At 72.5% G+C, this 17,294-nt stretch carries 15 protein-coding genes; 7 read left to right on the top strand and 8 right to left on the bottom strand.

All coding sequences use genetic code 11. The annotated features are described in order from the left end of the window. Positions 1-95 precede the first annotated feature (95 nt). Positions 96-494, bottom strand: a complete 399-nt coding sequence (locus tag ACQP17_RS28660; protein ID WP_433858865.1) for a helix-turn-helix domain-containing protein — start codon at positions 492-494, stop codon at positions 96-98. After that, a complete protein-coding gene (locus tag ACQP17_RS28655) occupies positions 491-760 on the bottom strand; it encodes a hypothetical protein (protein WP_433858864.1) in 270 nt (89 codons plus the stop codon). The genes ACQP17_RS28660 and ACQP17_RS28655 overlap by 4 nt, the downstream gene beginning before the upstream one ends. Positions 761-894: 134 nt before the next feature. On the opposite strand from ACQP17_RS28655, the gene ACQP17_RS28650 reads away from it, so the two are divergent. The 6 genes from ACQP17_RS28650 to ACQP17_RS28625 all read left to right on the top strand — a co-directional run bounded on the left by ACQP17_RS28650 (position 895) and on the right by ACQP17_RS28625 (position 6,509). After that, complete coding sequence (locus ACQP17_RS28650; protein WP_433858863.1) at positions 895-1,764, top strand: TIM barrel protein; 870 nt, start codon at positions 895-897, stop codon at positions 1,762-1,764. A 30-nt stretch (positions 1,765-1,794) separates the two neighbouring features. Then, positions 1,795-2,715, top strand: coding sequence for a 2-hydroxy-3-oxopropionate reductase (locus ACQP17_RS28645; RefSeq protein ID WP_433858862.1), 921 nt, complete (start codon positions 1,795-1,797; stop codon positions 2,713-2,715). Between the two features lie 227 nt (positions 2,716-2,942). Beyond that, a complete protein-coding gene (locus ACQP17_RS28640) occupies positions 2,943-4,424 on the top strand; it encodes a catalase (RefSeq protein ID WP_433858861.1) in 1,482 nt (493 codons plus the stop codon). A 360-nt stretch (positions 4,425-4,784) separates the two neighbouring features. Next, positions 4,785-5,528 (top strand): hypothetical protein, encoded by a 744-nt coding sequence (locus tag ACQP17_RS28635; RefSeq protein WP_433860029.1) that lies wholly within the window; start codon positions 4,785-4,787, stop codon positions 5,526-5,528. Positions 5,529-5,586: 58 nt separating this feature from the next. Then, positions 5,587-6,132, top strand: coding sequence for a GNAT family N-acetyltransferase (locus ACQP17_RS28630; protein ID WP_433858860.1), 546 nt, complete (start codon positions 5,587-5,589; stop codon positions 6,130-6,132). Beyond that, on the top strand, positions 6,129-6,509 hold the full coding sequence (locus tag ACQP17_RS28625; RefSeq protein WP_433858859.1) for an MmcQ/YjbR family DNA-binding protein: 381 nt from the start codon (positions 6,129-6,131) through the stop codon (positions 6,507-6,509). The genes ACQP17_RS28630 and ACQP17_RS28625 overlap by 4 nt, the downstream gene beginning before the upstream one ends. A 45-nt stretch (positions 6,510-6,554) precedes the next feature. Here the strand turns inward: ACQP17_RS28625 and ACQP17_RS28620 are convergent, their stop codons facing one another. The 3 genes from ACQP17_RS28620 to ACQP17_RS28610 form a co-directional block, all read right to left on the bottom strand. After that, positions 6,555-6,995: an N-acetyltransferase family protein gene (locus tag ACQP17_RS28620; protein ID WP_433858858.1), complete on the bottom strand. Its 441-nt coding sequence runs from the start codon at positions 6,993-6,995 to the stop codon at positions 6,555-6,557. Positions 6,996-7,036: 41 nt separating this feature from the next. Continuing rightward, a complete protein-coding gene (locus tag ACQP17_RS28615; RefSeq protein ID WP_433858857.1) occupies positions 7,037-8,707 on the bottom strand; it encodes an AMP-binding protein in 1,671 nt (556 codons plus the stop codon). A 109-nt stretch (positions 8,708-8,816) separates the two neighbouring features. Then, positions 8,817-10,358, bottom strand: coding sequence for an AMP-binding protein (locus ACQP17_RS28610; protein WP_433858856.1), 1,542 nt, complete (start codon positions 10,356-10,358; stop codon positions 8,817-8,819). Between the two features lie 264 nt (positions 10,359-10,622). Here ACQP17_RS28610 and ACQP17_RS28605 point away from each other — a divergent pair, with 264 nt between their 5' ends. After that, complete coding sequence (locus tag ACQP17_RS28605) at positions 10,623-11,189, top strand: GNAT family N-acetyltransferase (RefSeq protein ID WP_433858855.1); 567 nt, start codon at positions 10,623-10,625, stop codon at positions 11,187-11,189. Between the two features lie 86 nt (positions 11,190-11,275). On the opposite strand, the gene ACQP17_RS28600 is transcribed toward ACQP17_RS28605, so the two are convergent. The 3 genes from ACQP17_RS28600 to ACQP17_RS28590 all read right to left on the bottom strand — a co-directional run bounded on the left by ACQP17_RS28600 (position 11,276) and on the right by ACQP17_RS28590 (position 17,289). After that, positions 11,276-12,529: a GNAT family N-acetyltransferase gene (locus ACQP17_RS28600; protein WP_433858854.1), complete on the bottom strand. Its 1,254-nt coding sequence runs from the start codon at positions 12,527-12,529 to the stop codon at positions 11,276-11,278. A gap of 81 nt (positions 12,530-12,610) precedes the next feature. Next, positions 12,611-15,361 carry a magnesium-translocating P-type ATPase gene (mgtA, locus tag ACQP17_RS28595; protein WP_433858853.1) on the bottom strand — a complete coding sequence of 917 codons (2,751 nt, stop codon included), beginning with the start codon at positions 15,359-15,361 and terminating at the stop codon, positions 12,611-12,613. A gap of 695 nt (positions 15,362-16,056) precedes the next feature. Then, complete coding sequence (locus ACQP17_RS28590; RefSeq protein ID WP_433858852.1) at positions 16,057-17,289, bottom strand: XdhC family protein; 1,233 nt, start codon at positions 17,287-17,289, stop codon at positions 16,057-16,059. Positions 17,290-17,294 lie beyond the last annotated feature (5 nt).

The following is a 17,294-nucleotide window of genomic DNA, read 5'->3' as shown; positions in this document are numbered from 1 at the left end:
AGCCACGGGCGGGTGATTACGGGCGGAATTCCGGGGGCCGCACAGCCGATCGCGTGCCCGGCGGGACGCACGGCCGCCGCCGACCGGACCGCCCGCTACTCGCCCTCCGCCCGGGCTCCGCCCTCCCGCGAGGCGGTCTCGCGGTTCAGGTAGTTGTAGACGGTGAAGCGGCTGACGCCGAGGGCGGTCGCGACCGTTTCGACACCGTGGCGCACCGAGAAGGCGCCCCGGGTCTCCAGGATCCGCACCACCGACTGCTTGGTCTTGCGGTCCAGCTCCGCCAGCGGCTTGCCGTGCCGGCGCCGCAGCTCGACGAGGATGTGGTCGAGCGACTCCGACAGATGGGGCAGGCGCACCGCCACCCGGTCCTGCCCCTCCCAGGCCAGCACGACATCGTCGCCCTGCGCCTGGTCCGGTGCGACCAGCCGGCCGCCCATCGCGTCGACCAGCGGCTTGACGGCCTGAACGAACGGGTGGTCGGCGGGCTCCGTCACGACGCCTCCCCCTCGCCCGGCTCGGCGCCGGCGATCACATTGACCTGGAGGGACACCCGGGTGGCGCCCGCCCGGAGGGTCTCCCGCAGCAGGTCGCCGACCGCGGCGAGCACCCGGTCCGCGTCCCCCTCGGCGGTGTTGCCGAACGGGCCGACGTCGACCGCGTCGAGCCGGGCGCCGGTGACGACGTCCCGGGCCACCACCGCATGGGCGGGGGCCTCGTCCAGGTCGAACGGTTCCGTCGTGAACTCCACTCGCAATCGCACGCCGCTCAACCTACGCGCGGTTCGGCCCGGCCACCAGAAATTGCCCCGGGGCCCCCTTGACAGCCTCGGAGACCGCCGGGCAGTGTTCCATTAAGCAGAAAAACAGTTCCACTATCCGGAAGGGGCGCCGCCTGATGGGTTTCCCGGACACCCGCTTCAACGTCAATCTGTCGATCCTGTTCACCGAGCTTCCGTTGCTGGAGCGGCCGACGGCCGCACGGGCGGCGGGGTTCACGGCGGTGGAGCTGTGGTGGCCGTGGGTGGACGCCCCCGTGCCCGATCCGGCGGAGACGGCCGCGCTGCGGGACGCGCTGCGGGACGCGGGGACCCACCTGGTGGGGCTGAACTTCTACGCCGGGCGGCTGCCGGGTCCCGACCGCGGTGCGCTGTCGGTTCCGGGCCCGGAGTCGGAGCGGTTCCGGGCGAATGTGCCGGTGGCCGTCGAGTTCGCCCGCTCGGTGGGCTGCACGTCCTTCAACGCCCTGTACGGCAACCGCGCCGAGGGCGTGCGTGCGGCGGAGCAGGACGAACTGGCACTGGAGAACCTGGCCTTCGCCGCCCGCGCGGTCGCCGAGGTGGAGGGGACCCTGCTGATCGAGGCGCTCAACGCGCCCGAGTCGCCGCACTGCCCGATCGTCTCGGCCCCCCGGGCGATCGAGGTCGTGGACGCGGTGAACGCGGCCACCGGCCTGGACAACGCCCGCTTCCTGATGGACCTCTACCACCTGTCCATGAACGGCGAGGACCTGCACGAGGTCATCGACCGCTACACGGCGAAGACGGCGCACGTGCAGATCGCCGACAACCCGGGCCGCGGCGCCCCCGGCACCGGCGGCCTCGACTTCGCCGATCTGCTCGGCCGCCTGGACAAGGCCGGCTACCGCGGCTGGACCGGCCTGGAGTACAAGCCCGGCGACGGGCCGAGCGCGGACGCCTTCGGCTGGCTGCCGGCCCCGCAGCGGGCGGCGGACCGCCCCGCAGGCTCCCGGCGCCACCCCGCCTGACGACGCACCGTTCCCGAAAGAGGCACCCGCATGAGCAAGCTCGCTGACTCCCCCCGCCCGACCCGCCCGGCGATCGCATGGATCGGCCTGGGCATCATGGGCTCACCCATGGCCGAGAACCTCCTCAAGGCCGGCTACCCGGTCACCGGCTACACCCTGGAGCCGGAGAAGCTGGAGCGGCTGGCCGCGGCCGGCGGCAGCACGGCCGGCTCGATCGCCGGGGCCGTCGCCGAGGCCGACGTCATCATCACCATGGTCCCGGCCTCCCCGCAGGTCGAGGCCGTCGCCTACGGGCCCGACGGCATCCTGGAGAACGCCCGGCCCGGCGCGCTGCTGATCGACATGTCCTCGATCACCCCGCAGACCTCCGTCGACCTGGCCGAGGCCGCCGGCGACAAGGGCATCCGCGTCCTGGACGCGCCCGTCTCGGGCGGCGAGGCCGGCGCCGTCGAGGCCGTGCTGTCCATCATGGTCGGCGGCGACCGGGCCGACTTCGACGCCGCCCGCCCCCTCCTGGAGGCGCTGGGCAAGACCATCGTGCTGTGCGGGCCGCACGGCTCCGGCCAGACCGTCAAGGCCGCCAACCAGCTCATCGTCGCCGTCAACATCCAGGCCTGTGCCGAGGCCGTGGTCTTCCTGGAGAAGTCCGGCGTCGACCTGGCCGCGGCGCTGGACGTCCTCAACGGCGGGCTGGCCGGCTCGACCGTGCTGACCCGCAAGAAGGACAACTTCAAGCACCGCGACTTCGCGCCCGGCTTCCGCATCGACCTGCACCACAAGGACATGGGCATCGTCACCGAAGCGGCCCGCGGCGTCGGCGCCGCGCTCCCGGTCGGCACCCTCGTCGCGAGCCTCGTCGCCTCGCTGCGCGCCCAGGGGGACGGCGGCCTCGACCACTCCGCCCTGCTCCGCGGCGTCGAGCGCCTCTCGGGCCGGCCCACCGCCGGCTGAGGCGGGTACGTCCACGGGTCCCGTCACCGGACCCCGCAAGCTTCCGGGCGGCGATCGCGCCGACACCTGTCCGGTCGCGCCCAGGCGCGGCCGCCGCCCGGAATTCCGCCCCGCACGCCCGCCCCCCGCCAGGGCGTAGTTTCAACAAACTGTTGACGTTTGGTCGGAGCCCTTCTTACGCTCCGACAGCGGAAGCCAACTTCCGCGCTCTCGTACGGAAGGTCACCATGTCGAAGCCCACGCTGACGGCGCGCTTTCTCACTACGGAGGCTGGCGCCCCCGTCGCCGACAACCAGAACTCGGCCACCGCCGGCGCCGGCGGCCCGCTCGTCCTGCAGGACCAGCAGCTGCTGGAGAAGCTCGCCCGCTTCAACCGCGAGCGCATCCCGGAGCGGGTCGTGCACGCCCGCGGGTCCGGCGCGTACGGCTACTTCGAGGTGACCGACGACGTCACCGCCTTCACCCGCGCGGGCTTCCTGGACACCGTCGGCAAGCGGACCGAGACCTTCATCCGCTTCTCGACCGTCGCCGACAGCCTGGGCGGCCCGGACGCGGCCCGCGACCCGCGCGGCTTCGCCCTGAAGTTCTACACCGAGGAGGGCAACTACGACCTCGTCGGCAACAACACCCCGGTGTTCTTCATCAAGGACCCGATCAAGTTCCCCGACTTCATCCACTCGCAGAAGCGCGACCCCTTCACGGGCAAGCAGGAGCCGGACAACGTCTGGGACTTCTGGGCGCACTCCCCCGAGGCCACCCACCAGATCACCTGGCTCATGGGCGACCGCGGCATCCCGGCCTCCTACCGCCACATGAACGGCTACGGCTCGCACACCTACCAGTGGACGAACGCCGAGGGCGAGGCCTTCTTCGTCAAGTACCACTTCAAGACCAACCAGGGCGTCCGCTGCCTGAGCGGCGAGCAGGCCGCCGAGCTGGCCGGCAAGGACCCCAACAGCCACCAGACGGACCTGCTCCAGTCCATCGAGCGGGGCATCTACCCCTCCTGGACGCTGTACGCGCAGATCATGCCGGCGGCGGAGGCCGCGCACTACCGCTTCAACCCGTTCGACCTGACGAAGGTGTGGCCGCACACCGACTTCCCGCTCCAGCGGGTCGGCCGGCTGGTCCTGGACCGCAACCCCGACAACGTCTTCGCCGAGGTCGAGCAGGCCGCCTTCTCCCCGAACAACTTCGTGCCCGGCATCGGCCCGTCCCCGGACAAGATGCTCCAGGGCCGGCTGTTCGCCTACGCCGACGCGCACCGCTACCGCCTGGGCGTCAACCACACCCTGCTGCCGGTCAACGCCCCCAAGGGCGTCGCCGGCGGCCGGGCCGACAACTACGGCCGGGACGGCCTGATGGCGGCCAACGGCTACGACCGGCACGCCAAGAACTACGAGCCCAACTCCTACGGCGGCCCCGTGCAGACCAACGAGGCGCTCTCCGCCCCGCTCGCCGTCTCCGGCCACACCGGCACCCACGAGGCCCCGGCCCACGCGAAGGACGACGACTTCTTCCAGGCCGGTGAGCTCTACCGGCTGATGTCCGAGGACGAGCGGAAGCGCCTGGTGGAGACCATCGCCGGCGGCCTCTCCCAGGTCGGCCGCGACGACGTGATCGAGAAGAACCTCGCGCACTTCCACGCTGCCGACGCGGAGTACGGCAAGCGCGTCGAGGCACGCGTCCAGGAGCTGCGCGAGGACTGACGGGAGGTCACCGTCCCCGCGCATCCGTACCGGCCGGCCCGCTGAGGGGTGGCCGGCCGGTACGGAAAGGGAGCGCGCGGGCCGCTCGGTTCGCCCGCTTCACCGACTCCGTCCGGCGGCGCGATGTCTGTCGCGCCTGTGCTCGCGCCGCCGGGCGGGAACCACCGCAGGGCCCGGAGTCCGTCACGGTCACGGACTCCGGGCCCTGCCGCGTGTCCGCGGCCCGTCCGTCTCCGGGCCGTGCCCCGCGCTCTTGCCCGGGGCACTCCCTCAATTCCGCCCCGGGCGGCCGGTTTTGGAGAGACCATGGAGCCAGCAGCAGATCCGACCTGTCTGCCGCCCGACTGCCAGGAGCCCACCATGGCCGACAGCGTGCCGGTGCGGTGCCCCACGTGCCGCCGTGAGAACGCCTTCACCCCTCCCACGTTCCCGTGCGCCTGCGGTGCCCCGCTGACCCTGCCCGTGCTGCGCGGCGGGGTGCCCGTCGAGATACTCCACCGCACCTGGCAGTCCTCCTGGGTGGAGGTGCGCTGCGAGGTCTGCGGACGGCAGGACGAATGGCCGGCGCCGGAGTCCGGCTGCGCCTGCGGCACGGTCGTCCGGGTCCCCGTCGCTCCGGCCCCCGCCCTGCCGCCGCCGAACTTCCCCTCCCCCGGCCCGCCCGGGCCGCGCCCCGCCCCCGCGTTCCCGCTGCGCACCCCGCACGGCCTGGCGCGCCCCGCGTTCCGCCCGGTGACGATCCGTACGGCCCGTGACTGCGTCACCGCCGCCGAGCAGTATCTGAAGTGGCTGGGCTACGCCGATGTCGCCCGGACCCAGGAGCGCACCGCCTCCGGCGTGGACCTGCGCGGCACGGGCGTGGTAGCCCAGGTCGACCCCACCACCCACTCCACGGCCCTGCGGGAGATCGAGTGCGTCTGGCTCAACGGCCTCAACGACTCGGCCCTGGCGGTCTTCTTCTCCCTCGCCGGCTACGCCCGGGACGCCCGCTCCCGCGCCGATGAACTGCGTCTCCCGCTGTTCGTCATGGACCTCACCGGCACCCCGCAGCCGGTCAACGACCCGGCCGACGAGCTGATCAAGTACGGCGCGGCGGGGCGGTGACCGGGCCGCCCGCGGAAATCCCCTCGCCGCGCCCGCCGGAAGCGGCGACACTCGCCGGGTGATCATCCGCCGGGCGTCCCCTGCCGAGCTGCCCCTGCTGCGCGACGTCGAGCGCGCCGCCGGGGCGCCGTTCCACACCCTCGGCATGGCCTGGGTGGCGGACGACGAGCCGCCGTCGCTCGCGGAGTTGGCCGTCTTCCAGGGCGCCGGACGGGCACTCGTCGCACATCCGGAGCGGGACGGTACGGGCGGGGCCGCGGGGCCGGTCGCCTTCCTGCTGTGGGAACCGGTCGACGGATGCACCCATGTCGCGCAGGTGTCGGTCCGACCCGACCACGCCCGCCGTGGCATCGGCCGCGCGCTCATCGACCGGGCCGAGCGGGACGGCGGGCCGGTCCCGGTGACGCTCACGACGTTCGCCGAGGTGCCGTGGAACGCGCCGTACTACGCCAGGATCGGCTTCCGGGTCCTGCCCGGTGCGGGCCTCACTCCGGGGCTGCGGGCGATCCGGGCCCGGGAGGCCGCCCTGGGGCTCGACCGCCGGCCACGGGTCTGCATGCGGCGCGAGCCCGGCGGGCGCGGCCCGGCGATAATGCCGGCATGATCGACGCCCACGCCCTGCGGACGGCCTGCCTGGACTTCAACGGTGCGGCCGAGGAGTTCCCCTTCCCGCGGAACCCTGACGTGTCGGCCTTCAAGGTCGGCGGCAAGATCTTCGCGCTGACGTCGCTGCCGGCGACACCGCTCACGGTGAGCCTCAAGTGCGAGCCCGAGCCGGCCGAGCGGCTGCGCGCCGCGCACCCCGAGGTGGTGCCGGGCCATCACCTCAACAAGCGCCACTGGAACACCGTGTCGCTGGACGGCGCCCTGCCCGACCGGCTCGTTCTCGACATGATCGAGGATTCGTACGACCTCGTGGTCGCCTCGCTGCCGCGCGCGCAGCGCCTGCTGCTCGACTGGCCGGGCGAGCGCCGGCCCTGACCGCGCGGGAGACCGGCTGCCCTGAGCTGCCGGCCGGCCGGCGGCTCAGGGCAGCCGCAGGGTGATCCAGGGAATGCCGTCGCCCGGCAGCAGATACCTCTCCACCTCGGCGAAGCCGTGTGCCAGGGCGAAGTCGAGGCCTTCGGTGTTGGCGGACAGGACCACCGTCTCGATCACCTCGGCCCCCAGCTCCCGCGCCCGCGCCAGCCCCCGCGCGTAGAGGGCTTCGCCGATCCCCCGGCCGCGGTGGGCGGCCAGTACCCGGGCGATGACGGTGCCCACCGGGGCGTCCGGTGTGGGCGGCCGTACCGTCGAGCAGCCCACGAGCGTGTCGCCCCGGTAGGCCACCTCCAGGTGGTTGCGCCCGGCGCGCTCGCGCACCTCGTCGAGGGACAGCACGGCCGTGGGAATGATCGTGTTGTGGACGTGCTGCCAGTCCCGGATCGCGGCCTCGCCGTCCACCCGTTCGATGCGGAGATCAGTCATCGCCGCATCGAACCGGATATCACCCGGAGCGTCAACCGGATTCAGGCGCCCGGCAGATGACGGGCATCCGGTGACCGCGGTGACCGCCCCGCCTCCCCGGCCAGCCGCTCACGGAGTTCGATCTTGCGGACCTTGCCGCTGACCGTCATCGGGAAGGCCTCGACGAGGTCGAGATGGCGCGGCACCTTGTAGTGGGCGAGCCGGGAGCGGCAGAAGGCGGCCAACTCCTCCAGGGTGAGCGGGTCGCCCGGGTCGCGGAGGATGACACACGCCGCGATCTCCTCGCCGTACTTCTCGTCGGGGACCCCGACCACCTGCACATCGGCGATCTTGGGGTGGGAGTGGAGGAACTCCTCGATCTCGCGCGGGTAGACGTTCTCGCCGCCCCTGATGATCATGTCCTTGATGCGGCCGACGATCCGGAGGTAGCCGTCGTCGTTCATCACCGCGAGGTCTCCGGTGTGCATCCACCGGGCCGCGTCGATGACCTCGGCGGTGTGCTCGGGCTCCGCCCAGTAACCGAGCATCACGCTGTAGCCGCGGGTGCACAGTTCGCCCGGGGTGCCGCGCGGCACCGTGACCCCGCTCGCCGGATCGGCCACCTTCACCTCGATGTGCGGCAGCACCCGCCCGACGGTCGCCGTGCGGTGGACGAGGTCGTCGTCGCGGCGGGTCTGGGTCGAGACCGGCGAGGTCTCGGTCATGCCGTAACAGATGGAGACCTCGGACATGTGCATCTCGGCGACGACCCGCTTCATCACCTCCTCGGGGCACGGCGAGCCCGCCATGATGCCGGTGCGCAGCGACGTGAGGTCGTAGCAGGCGAAGTCGGGGTGGTTCAACTCGGCGATGAACATGGTGGGGACGCCGTAGAGGGAGGTACAGCGCTCGTCCTGGACGGCCTTGAGGGTCGCGGCGGCGTCGAAGGCGGGCGCGGGGATGACGATGCAGGCGCCGTGCGAGGTGGCCCCGAGGTTGCCCATGACCATGCCGAAGCAGTGGTAGAAGGGCACCGGCAGACACACCCGGTCGTGCTCGGTGTAGCCGAGGGTCTCGGCGACCGCGTAGCCGTTGTTGAGGATGTTGTGGTGGGAGAGGGTGGCGCCCTTGGGGAAGCCGGTGGTGCCGGAGGTGTACTGGATGTTGACCGGGTCGTCGGCGGTCAGGGTCGCCTCGCACGCGGCGAGTTCGGACGGCGGCACCGCGGCACCGGCGGCCACCAGCCCGTCCCACGAGGGATCCGCGAGGTACACGACCTCCCGCAGCGCCGGGCTGTCGGCCCGCACCTGCTCGATCATCCCCCGGTAGTCGCTGGACTTGTGGTGGGTCGCGGAGACCAGGCACACGATGCCGGCCTGCCGCAGGACGTAGGCCAACTCGTGGACGCGGTAGGCCGGGTTGACGTTGACGAGGATCGCGCCGATCCGCGCCGTCGCGTACTGCACGAGCACCCACTCGGCGCAGTTGGGGGCCCAGATACCGACCCGGTCCCCCTTCCCGATCCCCTTGGCGAGCAGGCCGCACGCCACCTCGTCGACCGCCCGCCCCAGTTCGGTGTAGGTCCAGCGGCGCCCGCTCGCCACCTCGACCAGCGCCTCCCGGGCGCCGCAGCGCGCGATGGTGCGGCGCAGATCGGTCCCGATCGTGTGCCCGAGCAACGGCCGGGCGGCGACCCCGCTGGCGTACGACAGTTCCTGCTCCGGCTGGTCCATCGGTGGCTCTCCTCGCGTTGCCCGGTGGCGCGGTCCCCCACCCTTGCGGTTGCGCGGACTTCGCGCCAGACCCCTGCGGCCCGCCTCGCCTCGCCGGTGGGTCCGGGGGTCAGTTGACGTCCCGGTCGCGCCCGGACCAGTACGGCCGGCGGAGCTTGAACTTCTGGATCTTGCCGGTGGCGGTGCGGGGGATCGCGTCGCGGAATTCGACGGAGGTCGGGGCCTTGAAGCCGGCCAGGTGCCGCTTGCAGTGCGCGATGATGTCGGACTCCTCGGCCGAGGCGCCCTCGGCGAGGACCACCAGGGCCTTGATGGTCTCGCCCCACTTCTCGTGCGGCACGCCGATCACCGCGACCTCGGCGACCGCCGGGTGGCTGAAGATCGTGTCCTCGACCTCGATCGACGACACGTTCTCGCCGCCGGTGATGATGACGTCCTTCTTCCGGTCGGAGATCGTGAGGTGGCCGTCGGCGGGGTCGAGGGTGCCGCCGTCGCCGGTGTGGAACCAGCCGTCCACCAGCACCTCGGCGGTCTCCTCCGGCTTGTCCCAGTACCCGTCGAGCACCGTGTTCGAGCGGGCCAGGACCTCGCCGGAGTCGGAGACCTTCAGCCGGACCCCGAGCGCGGGCAGACCGGCGCGGGACAGCTTGCGGGCCCGCTCCCCGGCGGGCAGGTCCGCGTCGCCGGGCAGGGTCCGGTTGAAGGTCAGCAGGGGCGAGGTCTCGGTGAGCCCGTAGATCTGGGTGAACTCCCAGCCCAGTTCCTCCCCCACGCGGGCGATCGTCGCGGTCGGCGGCGGCGCCCCCGCGCAGACGATGCGCACCCGGTCGCGCCCCGGGATCTCGCCGGGCCAGCTCGCCGCGGCGCCGAGCACGGCGTTCCAGACGGCGGGCGCACCGCACATGAGGGTGACGCCGTGCTCCTCGACCCGCCGCAGGATCTCCGCGCCGTCGACCTTGCGCAGCACCACCTGCTTGACCCCGAGTCCGGCCATCACGTACGGCATTCCCCAGCCGTTGCAGTGGAACATCGGCAGGGTGTGCATGTACACATCGCGCTCCCACGCGCGGGTGTGCAGGCCGAAGGTCATGCCGTTGACCCAGATGTTGCGGTGCGTCAGCTGCACGCCCTTGGGGCGGGCGGTGGTGCCGGAGGTGAAGTTGATCGTCGCGGTGGCGTCCTCGTCGGGGTGCGACCACGGGCGCGGCTGCACGCCGAACCGCATCAGCTCGGTCTCGGTCTGCTCGCCGAGCACGAAGCGGTGGCGCACCTCGACGCCGGCCAGGGCGTCCGCCACCTCCGGGTCGAGGAGCAGGACCGAGGCCCCGCTCTGCCGGACCACGTAGGCGACCTCTTCGGGCTTGAGGCGGAAGTTCACCGGTACGCAGATCCGGCCGCTCATCGGCACCGCGAACAACAGCTCCAGCATGCGCGTGGAGTTGTGGCTGACCACGGCCACCCGCTCACCCTCCCCGACCCCGAGGGCGTCCAGGCCCGCCTGCCAGGCACGGACCCGGTCGGCGAAGAGCCCGTAGGTCGCGACGGGCACCGCAGGAGCGGGCTGACGGGGCTCGTCGATCACGCCCGTGCTCTCACGGAAGCCCAGGTCGGCGCGGTCGAGGAAGTCCGCGATCGTCATCGGTGTCCGCATGCTTTCTCCTGTGTTCGGAGGGTCCGGGGCACCCACGCCGGGAAGCTGAGGTGCGTACGGCCGTTGCCGCGCGACAGCGTTCCTGCCGCGGCGGCAGCGATGGGAACATCAGATTCCGCGAAGGCGGCACCGGTCAAGCGGTTCGGCGTGCAAGGAGCCAAGTGGTCCAGCGTGTCCGGCGGGCGGTCCTCCCCCTCCCCCGTCCCCGGTCCCGGCCGGTTAATTCCCTTGCCGTGCGGTTCGCGGCCCGGACATCCTCCCCTCATGATCGATGCCACCGCACTGCGCGAGAAGCCCGTGCTCACCGGCGACCGGATCCGGCTCGTGCCACTGTCGGCACGGCATGCGGACGCCTTCCACGCCGCCTGTCTGCACCCGGAGACCCGCCGGCTGACCGGCACCCACCACGACTTCACGCGCGCGGAGATCGAGGAGTGGTGCGCCGGGTGCCCCGACCGCGAGGACCGGCTCGACCTCGCGGTGGAGGACCGGGAGAGCGGTGCGTTCCTGGGCGAGCTGGCGCTGAGCCGGATCGACCGGGACAACGCCCACGGGGTGTTCCGGATCGCCCTCGTCCCGCACGCCACCGGCCGCGGCATCGGCAGCGAGGCGGTCCGGCTGCTGCTGGCGTACGCCTTCGACCGGGTGCGGCTGCACCGCGTCGAGCTGGAGGTCTACGACTACAACCCGCGCGCCCGGCGGGCCTACGAGAAGTGCGGCTTCGAGGTGGAGGGCCGGCTGCGCGAGGCCCTGCACTGGGACGGCGCGTGGCATGACGTGCTGGTGATGGCGGCGCTGCGGACCCGGTGGGAGCGGGGGGACGCGGTCTGAGCGCGCCGGGCGCGGGCGCCACGGCCTCACCGCGCCCGGCCCCCGCGCCCCCGGCCCCCGGCCCCCGACCCCGACCCCGCCCCCCGTCAATCGTTGTCCGCCGTGAAGGGCAGCCGGTCGGTCTGCAGGGCGGCGTCCAGTCGGCGGATCGCACCCGGGGTGTGCTCGGTGACCAGACCGGCGTGTGCGAAGCGCCGGAGGGGGGTGCCGCCCAGATAGACGGCACCCAACTCCCGTACGTCCAGGGACAGATCGGGGTCCTCCCCGGTGGGTTCCCAGGTGGCCCCGGCGGGGGTGGCGGTGAGCCGGAAACGGCCCGCGTTGGCGGGCAGCTCACCGTCGCTCAGATCGAGGACGAGAGTGACGGGCGCCGCCCAGGAACGGGCGGTCAGGGCGGCGCGGACGTCCACGAGCCGCAGCCACAGACAGGGCTCCTGGCCGGTGACGCGCACCTGGTCCCGGTCGGCGGCGAGGTACAGCAGCGGGTCGTCGGCGGGGCAGGCCCGGATCCGTACGGTCGAGGTCAGGTCGATGGCGGCGAGGTAGGACCACAGGGCGGCGGCGGCCGGCGCGGACTCGGCCTCCAGCTCCGCCACCGCGACCGCGCCGGGTCCGTCGTCGTCCGCGGGGCGGGTGCGGTAGAGCGCGTAGCCGCCGGGCGTCTGGTCCTCCGCGCCCAGCGCCACCACGCGCACCGGGCCGAAGCCGCCCGGGCTGCTGCCGCGGGCGCCGTCGAGGTCCAGCACCTGGGCCCGCCACCAGGCCTCGTCGCGGGTGAAGCGCCCCGCGCGGTCGGCCAGGCTCGCGTCGTAGCGCGCGGCGAGCAGGGCGGGGGCCGCGGCGGGGTCGATCAGTCGCAGCGGACGGCGGTCGGCCGCGAGGCGCAGCGCGAGCGGCCGGGACGAGTCGATCTCCACCCGACAGGTCTCGGTGGCCGCGGCGAAGCCGTAGCGGCCGTAGATGGCGCTCTCCGACGCCCACAGGCAGGCCAGCGGCTGCCCGTCGGCCCCGCAGCGGCGCCACAGTTCGCCGATCATCGACGTCAGCACCCCGCGGCGCCGGTGGGTGGGCGCCACGGAGACGAAGTCGAGTGCGGCGCAGGGGAGTTGACCGCCCGGGACGGAGAGGGTGAGGCGGTGGGCGCCGGCCACTCCGGCCAGCCGCCCACCGTCCCGCGCGCCGATGCGGGTGCCGTTCCGCAGCAACTGACGGTATCGGGCATGGGTCTTGTCGGTCGGCGTCAGATGGAACGCGAGATACACGAGGTCCAGGGCTTCGCCGAGGTCCTCGTCGGGGATGTCCCCGAGGTGGGGTGCCGTAGGGGTGTCGTCGTGGGTCACCCCGGGGACGCTAGACCGGCGCGCCGGGATCCTCATCCCGTTATCGCGCGCCGGGCCGGCGTCCCCGGGCCCCGGGTCCGGCTACAGCCAGCTGCCGAACCGGCGGATGTACCAGGTCTTCACGCCCTGGGTGAGCAGGCAGTACGCGCCCAGTGTCGCGACCAGCCACGGGAAGTAGGCCATCGGCAGCGCCTGCATCCCGAGCACACCGGCCAGCGGCGAGAACGGCAGATACAGGCCGATCGCCGTCACGGCCACTGTCATCACCATCACCGGGAGGGTCGCGCGGGACTGCACGAAGGGGATCCGGCGGGTGCGCAGCATGTGGACGACCAGCGTCTGGGTCAGCAGGCCCTCGACGAACCAGCCGGACTGGAACAGCGCCTGATGGACCTCGCTATTGGCCCCGAACACGTGCCACATCAGCAGGAAGGTGGTGATGTCGAAGACCGAGCTGGTCGGCCCGAGGACGAGCATGAAGCGTCCGATGCCCCGGGCGTCCCAGGTGCGCGGGGTGCGCAGGTAGTCGCGGTCCATCCGGTCCCACGGGGTGGCCAGCTGGGAGATGTCGTACAGCAGGTTCTGTACGAGCAGTTGCATGGCCAGCATCGGCTGGAAGGGGAGGAACGCGGAGGCGGCCAGTACCGAGAAGACGTTCCCGAAGTTCGAGGAGGCCGTCATCTTGAGGTACTTGATGGTGTTGCCGAAGGTCAGCCGGCCGCGCAGCACCCCCTGCTCCAGGACCATCAGGTCCTTCTCCAGCAGGATGATGTCGGCGGACTCCTTGGCGATGTCGACGGCGGTGTCGACGGAGATGCCGACGTCCGCGTCGCGCAGCGCGGCGGCGTCGTTGATGCCGTCGCCCAGGAATCCGACGGTGTGCCCGTCGGCCTGCAGCGCCCGGACGATCCGGGCCTTCTGGGTGGGGTCGGCCTTGGCGAAGACCGTGGTGGTGCGGGTCAGGGCGCGCAGTTGCGTCTCGTCGAGGCCGTCGAGCTCGGCGCCGGTGACCACGGTGCCGACGTCCAGGCCCACGTCCGCGCAGACCCGGGCGGCGACCAGCTCGTTGTCGCCGGTGATGACCTTGACCGCGATCCCGCTGTCGGCCAGGGCAGCCAGTGCCCGGGCGGCGTCCTGCTTCGGCGGGTCGAGGAAGGCCAGGAAGCCGACCAGGGTCAGCCCGGACTCGTCCTCGACGCCGTAGCCGGCACGCGCCTCCCGGCCGCCGCCCTCGCCGGGCAGGGTGCGGGTGGCCACGGCGAGTACGCGCATGCCCTGCCGCTGGTGGTAGGCGGCGGTGTGCAGGACCTGGCGGCGCAGGGTGTCGGTCAGCTCGGCGCGGCGGCCGCCGCCGGACAGATGGCTGCACCGGTCGAGCACTTCCTCGACGGCACCCTTGGTGATCAGGACGTGTTCGCCGGCCGGCCCGTCCGCGTCGTTGCGGCGCAGGACCACCGACATCCGCCGGCGCGCGAAGTCGAAGGGGATCTCGTCGACCAGCGTGAAGCGGGCGTCGACGACAACCTCCTCGGCCTCGTGCATCCGGTCGATGACGGCCTGGTCCAGCAGGTTCCGCAGCCCGGTCTGGAAGTGGCTGTTGAGGTAGGCGTACTCCAGCACCTCGCCGTCGGGCTCGCCGTGGATGTCGAGGTAGCTGTCCAGGACGATCCGGTCCTCGGTGAGGGTGCCGGTCTTGTCCGTGCACAGCACGTCCATCGCGCCCAGGTTCTGGATCGCGTTCAGCCGCTTGACGACCACCTTGCGGCGGGACAGCGCGACCGCGCCGCGCGCCAGGTTGGTGGTCACGACCATCGGCAGCATCTCGGGCGTGAGCCCGACCGCGACGGCCACCGCGAAGGTGAAGGCCTCGGCCCAGTCGCCCTTGGTCACGCCGTTGATCAGGAAGACGATGGGGACCATCACCAGCATGAAGCGGATCAGCAGCATGCTGACCTTCTTCACGCCGGTGTCGAAGCCGGTCTCCGGACGCTCGCCGGTCAGCGCGCCGGCCATGGAGCCGAAGTAGGTGTCCGAGCCGGTCGCCACGACCACACCGGTGGCGGTGCCGGAGGTCACCGAGGTCCCGGCGAGGGCGAGGTTGTCGGCCTCGACCGGGTCGCGGGTCAGCCGCTGCCCGTCGTCGGGGAAGCGGGTGTCGGCCTTGGCCGCGGGCAGCGACTCACCGGACAGCGCCGCCTGACTGATCATCAGGTCCTTGGCGGTCAGCAGCCGCAGGTCGGCGGGGACGAGGTCACCGGCGGCCAGCTTGATGAGGTCGCCCCTGACCACGCCGTCCATCGGGATCTCGACGGTGGTGGGCATCCGCCCGTTGCCGGCCAGCCGCTGTACGGCGGTGGTCGTGGTGACCAGGGCCTGGAGGGCGGCGGCGGAGCTGTTGGAGCGGTACTCCTGCCAGAACCGCAGTCCCACGCTGATCAGCACCATCGCGCCCAGGATCGCGATCTTCGGGTCGAACGGCTCCTCGTCGGCCACCTGGAGCCACTGCGCGTACATGACGGTGACCAGCACCGCCAGCACCAGGATGAAGGGGTTCCAGAAGGCCTTGGCGAGCTGGGTGTACCAGCGGGGGGCGGACGTCGGGGTGAGGACGTTGGCGCCGTCGCGCTCCAGACGGTGCTGGGCCAGGCCGTAGGACAGCCCGGCGGGGGTGGTCTGCAGCTCCTGCAGGAGCGGGGCGGCGGGGCGGCCGCTGACCTCGGCCAGCCGGTCGGCGACCTGCCGGGTACGGGCCGCCGCTTCGGCGGTCTGCCGCTCCCGGCGGAGCCTGCGGCCCGGCGGAGCGAGCTTTTGGGGGGTGAGCAGATGGGTCATGACAAATCCTCCCTGCGCGCAGGGCATACCGGCGGCCCGGAGCACGCGGAATCCGCGCACGGCACGGCGAAAGGCGGTGCGGGCGCGTCTCAGCGTTCGGGCCGGGCGCATGACCGGCCGTTTTCGGGCAGGCCGATATGGCCTCCGCGCGAAGAATGCGAAAAGTTCGATGAACTCGGTGACTCGATGAAATCGGCGGCCCGGTAAATCCGGGAAATCCGCGGGTTGCGGAAAGTCCCCGAGGGTCATCGAGAAAATGCGAGGAACGTCGAAAAAAGGGGAACAGGGCGGCCGGACACGACCGGAAGCGCCCTGGTGTCAGGGTGAAGACATACCGCGAAGCCGGCGCGGAGGCCCTACGGGCACACCGTCAGCGGCTCGGAGAGAGCAGCGGTCAGTACGCTGCAACGCTGCGGCAAGGACTTCCTTCGGGACTCATCCCGATCACCTCCTTGCTCGCGCGGACACATACCGGCACCCTCAGCACGGGCGCCGCTATTTCCCCATGCTGCCATATCCCCCGGGGTGCCCCCTCGTCCTTTCGGCCGAAGAGGGCCGGAACGCGGTGTGATCTGCGCCGCTTCGGGCGCGGTGCACGCCGGGGAAATCGGGCGGGATGCACGCCGGGAAAAGGGCTCCGTACGCCCACGCCCCGCCGTGCGCCCACGCCCGCGCCGACCGCCTCCGCCGTGCGCTCAGGCCACCGAGCCGATCCGTCCCACCCGGCGGGCCGTGTCGTGGTGGATCGGGGTGTGCGCACCGGTCAGCGGGGTGCCGGTGCCGCCGCGGCGGTTGGCGACGATCTCGGCCGCGATGGACAGCGCGGTCTCCTCCGGGGTGCGGGCACCGAGGTCGAGCCCGATGGGCGAGCGCAGCCGGTTCAACTCCAGCTCGCTCAGGCCGACTTCACGCAGCCGCCGCTGACGGTCCAGATGGGTGCGGCGGGAGCCCATCGCCCCGACGTAGGCGACCGGGAGCCGCAGGGCGCGCTCCAGCAGCGGCACATCGAACTTGGCGTCGTGGGTCAGCACGCACAACACCGCGCGGGCGTCGAGTTCCTGGGAGTCCAGGTAGCGGTGCGGCCAGTCGACGACGATCTCGTCGGCGTCCGGGAAGCGTCCGCGGGTGGCGAAGACGGGGCGCGCATCGCAGACCGTGACGTGGTAGTTGAGGAACTTTCCGACCTTGACCAGCGCGGCGGCGAAGTCGATGGCGCCGAAGACGATCATGCGGGGCGCGGGAACGGAGGACTCCACGAGCAGCTCGATCGTGGTGCCGCAGCGCGAGCCCGCCGGCTGCGCCCCGCCGCCCTGCGGTGCGTCGTCGGTACCCGTGCCGAGGGCGACCGTCGCGGTGCGCCCGGCGTCCAGCAGGGCGCGGGCCTCGGCGAGCGCGGTGCGGTCCAGGCCGGGGTGGCCGCCGAGGGTGCCGGTGTGGCTGCCGTCGGGCCGGACCAGCAGGGCGCGGCCGAGGAAGCCGTCGGGGCCCCGGACGACCCGGGCGAGGGCCGCCGGCTCCCCCGCGGCGGCGGCGGCCAGCCCGGTGGCGAGCGTGCCGGCGGTGCGGTCCGCCGGCTCCCTCGCCGCCGGGCCGCCGCCGGCGGGGTGCGCGGCCGCGGCCGGTATCGGCTCGACGAGGATGTCGATGACGCCGCCGCAGGTCAGGCCCACGGCGAAGGCGTCCTCGTCGCTGTATCCGAAGCGCTCCAGGACCGGCCGGCCGGTCCGCAGCGCCTCCTGGCACAGTTCGTAGACCGCCCCCTCCACACATCCGCCGGAGACCGACCCGATGGCGGTGCCGGCGCCGTCGACGGCGAGGGCGGCTCCGGGCTGGCGGGGCGCGCTGCCGTGGGTGGCCACGACGGTGGCCACCGCGAAGTCGCGGCCCTGCTCGACCCACCGGTGCAGCTCGTCGGCGATGTCCAGCATGTCGG

Source organism: Streptomyces kronopolitis (assembly GCF_050953795.1).
GTDB classification, from domain to species: domain Bacteria; phylum Actinomycetota; class Actinomycetes; order Streptomycetales; family Streptomycetaceae; genus Streptomyces; species Streptomyces kronopolitis_A.
The sequence above is the reverse complement of the archived record's forward strand: the minus strand, read 5'-3'. Positions and strand labels throughout refer to the sequence as shown.

Bases quoted from the DNA above. Each gene is read 5' to 3' on its own strand.
- ACQP17_RS28640 (WP_433858861.1), top strand. From the start codon at position 2,943: ATGTCGAAGCCCACGCTGACGGCGCGCTTTCTCACTACGGAGGCTGGC.
- ACQP17_RS28625 (WP_433858859.1), top strand. From the start codon at position 6,129: ATGATCGACGCCCACGCCCTGCGGACGGCCTGCCTGGACTTCAACGGT.
- mgtA (WP_433858853.1), bottom strand. From the start codon at position 15,361: ATGACCCATCTGCTCACCCCCCAAAAGCTCGCTCCGCCGGGCCGCAGG.
- ACQP17_RS28610 (WP_433858856.1), bottom strand. From the start codon at position 10,358: ATGCGGACACCGATGACGATCGCGGACTTCCTCGACCGCGCCGACCTG.
- ACQP17_RS28615 (WP_433858857.1), bottom strand. From the start codon at position 8,707: ATGGACCAGCCGGAGCAGGAACTGTCGTACGCCAGCGGGGTCGCCGCC.
- ACQP17_RS28590 (WP_433858852.1), bottom strand. From the start codon at position 17,289: ATGCTGGACATCGCCGACGAGCTGCACCGGTGGGTCGAGCAGGGCCGC.
- ACQP17_RS28650 (WP_433858863.1), top strand. From the start codon at position 895: ATGGGTTTCCCGGACACCCGCTTCAACGTCAATCTGTCGATCCTGTTC.
- ACQP17_RS28645 (WP_433858862.1), top strand. From the start codon at position 1,795: ATGAGCAAGCTCGCTGACTCCCCCCGCCCGACCCGCCCGGCGATCGCA.
- ACQP17_RS28605 (WP_433858855.1), top strand. From the start codon at position 10,623: ATGATCGATGCCACCGCACTGCGCGAGAAGCCCGTGCTCACCGGCGAC.
- ACQP17_RS28620 (WP_433858858.1), bottom strand. From the start codon at position 6,995: ATGACTGATCTCCGCATCGAACGGGTGGACGGCGAGGCCGCGATCCGG.
- ACQP17_RS28635 (WP_433860029.1), top strand. From the start codon at position 4,785: ATGGCCGACAGCGTGCCGGTGCGGTGCCCCACGTGCCGCCGTGAGAAC.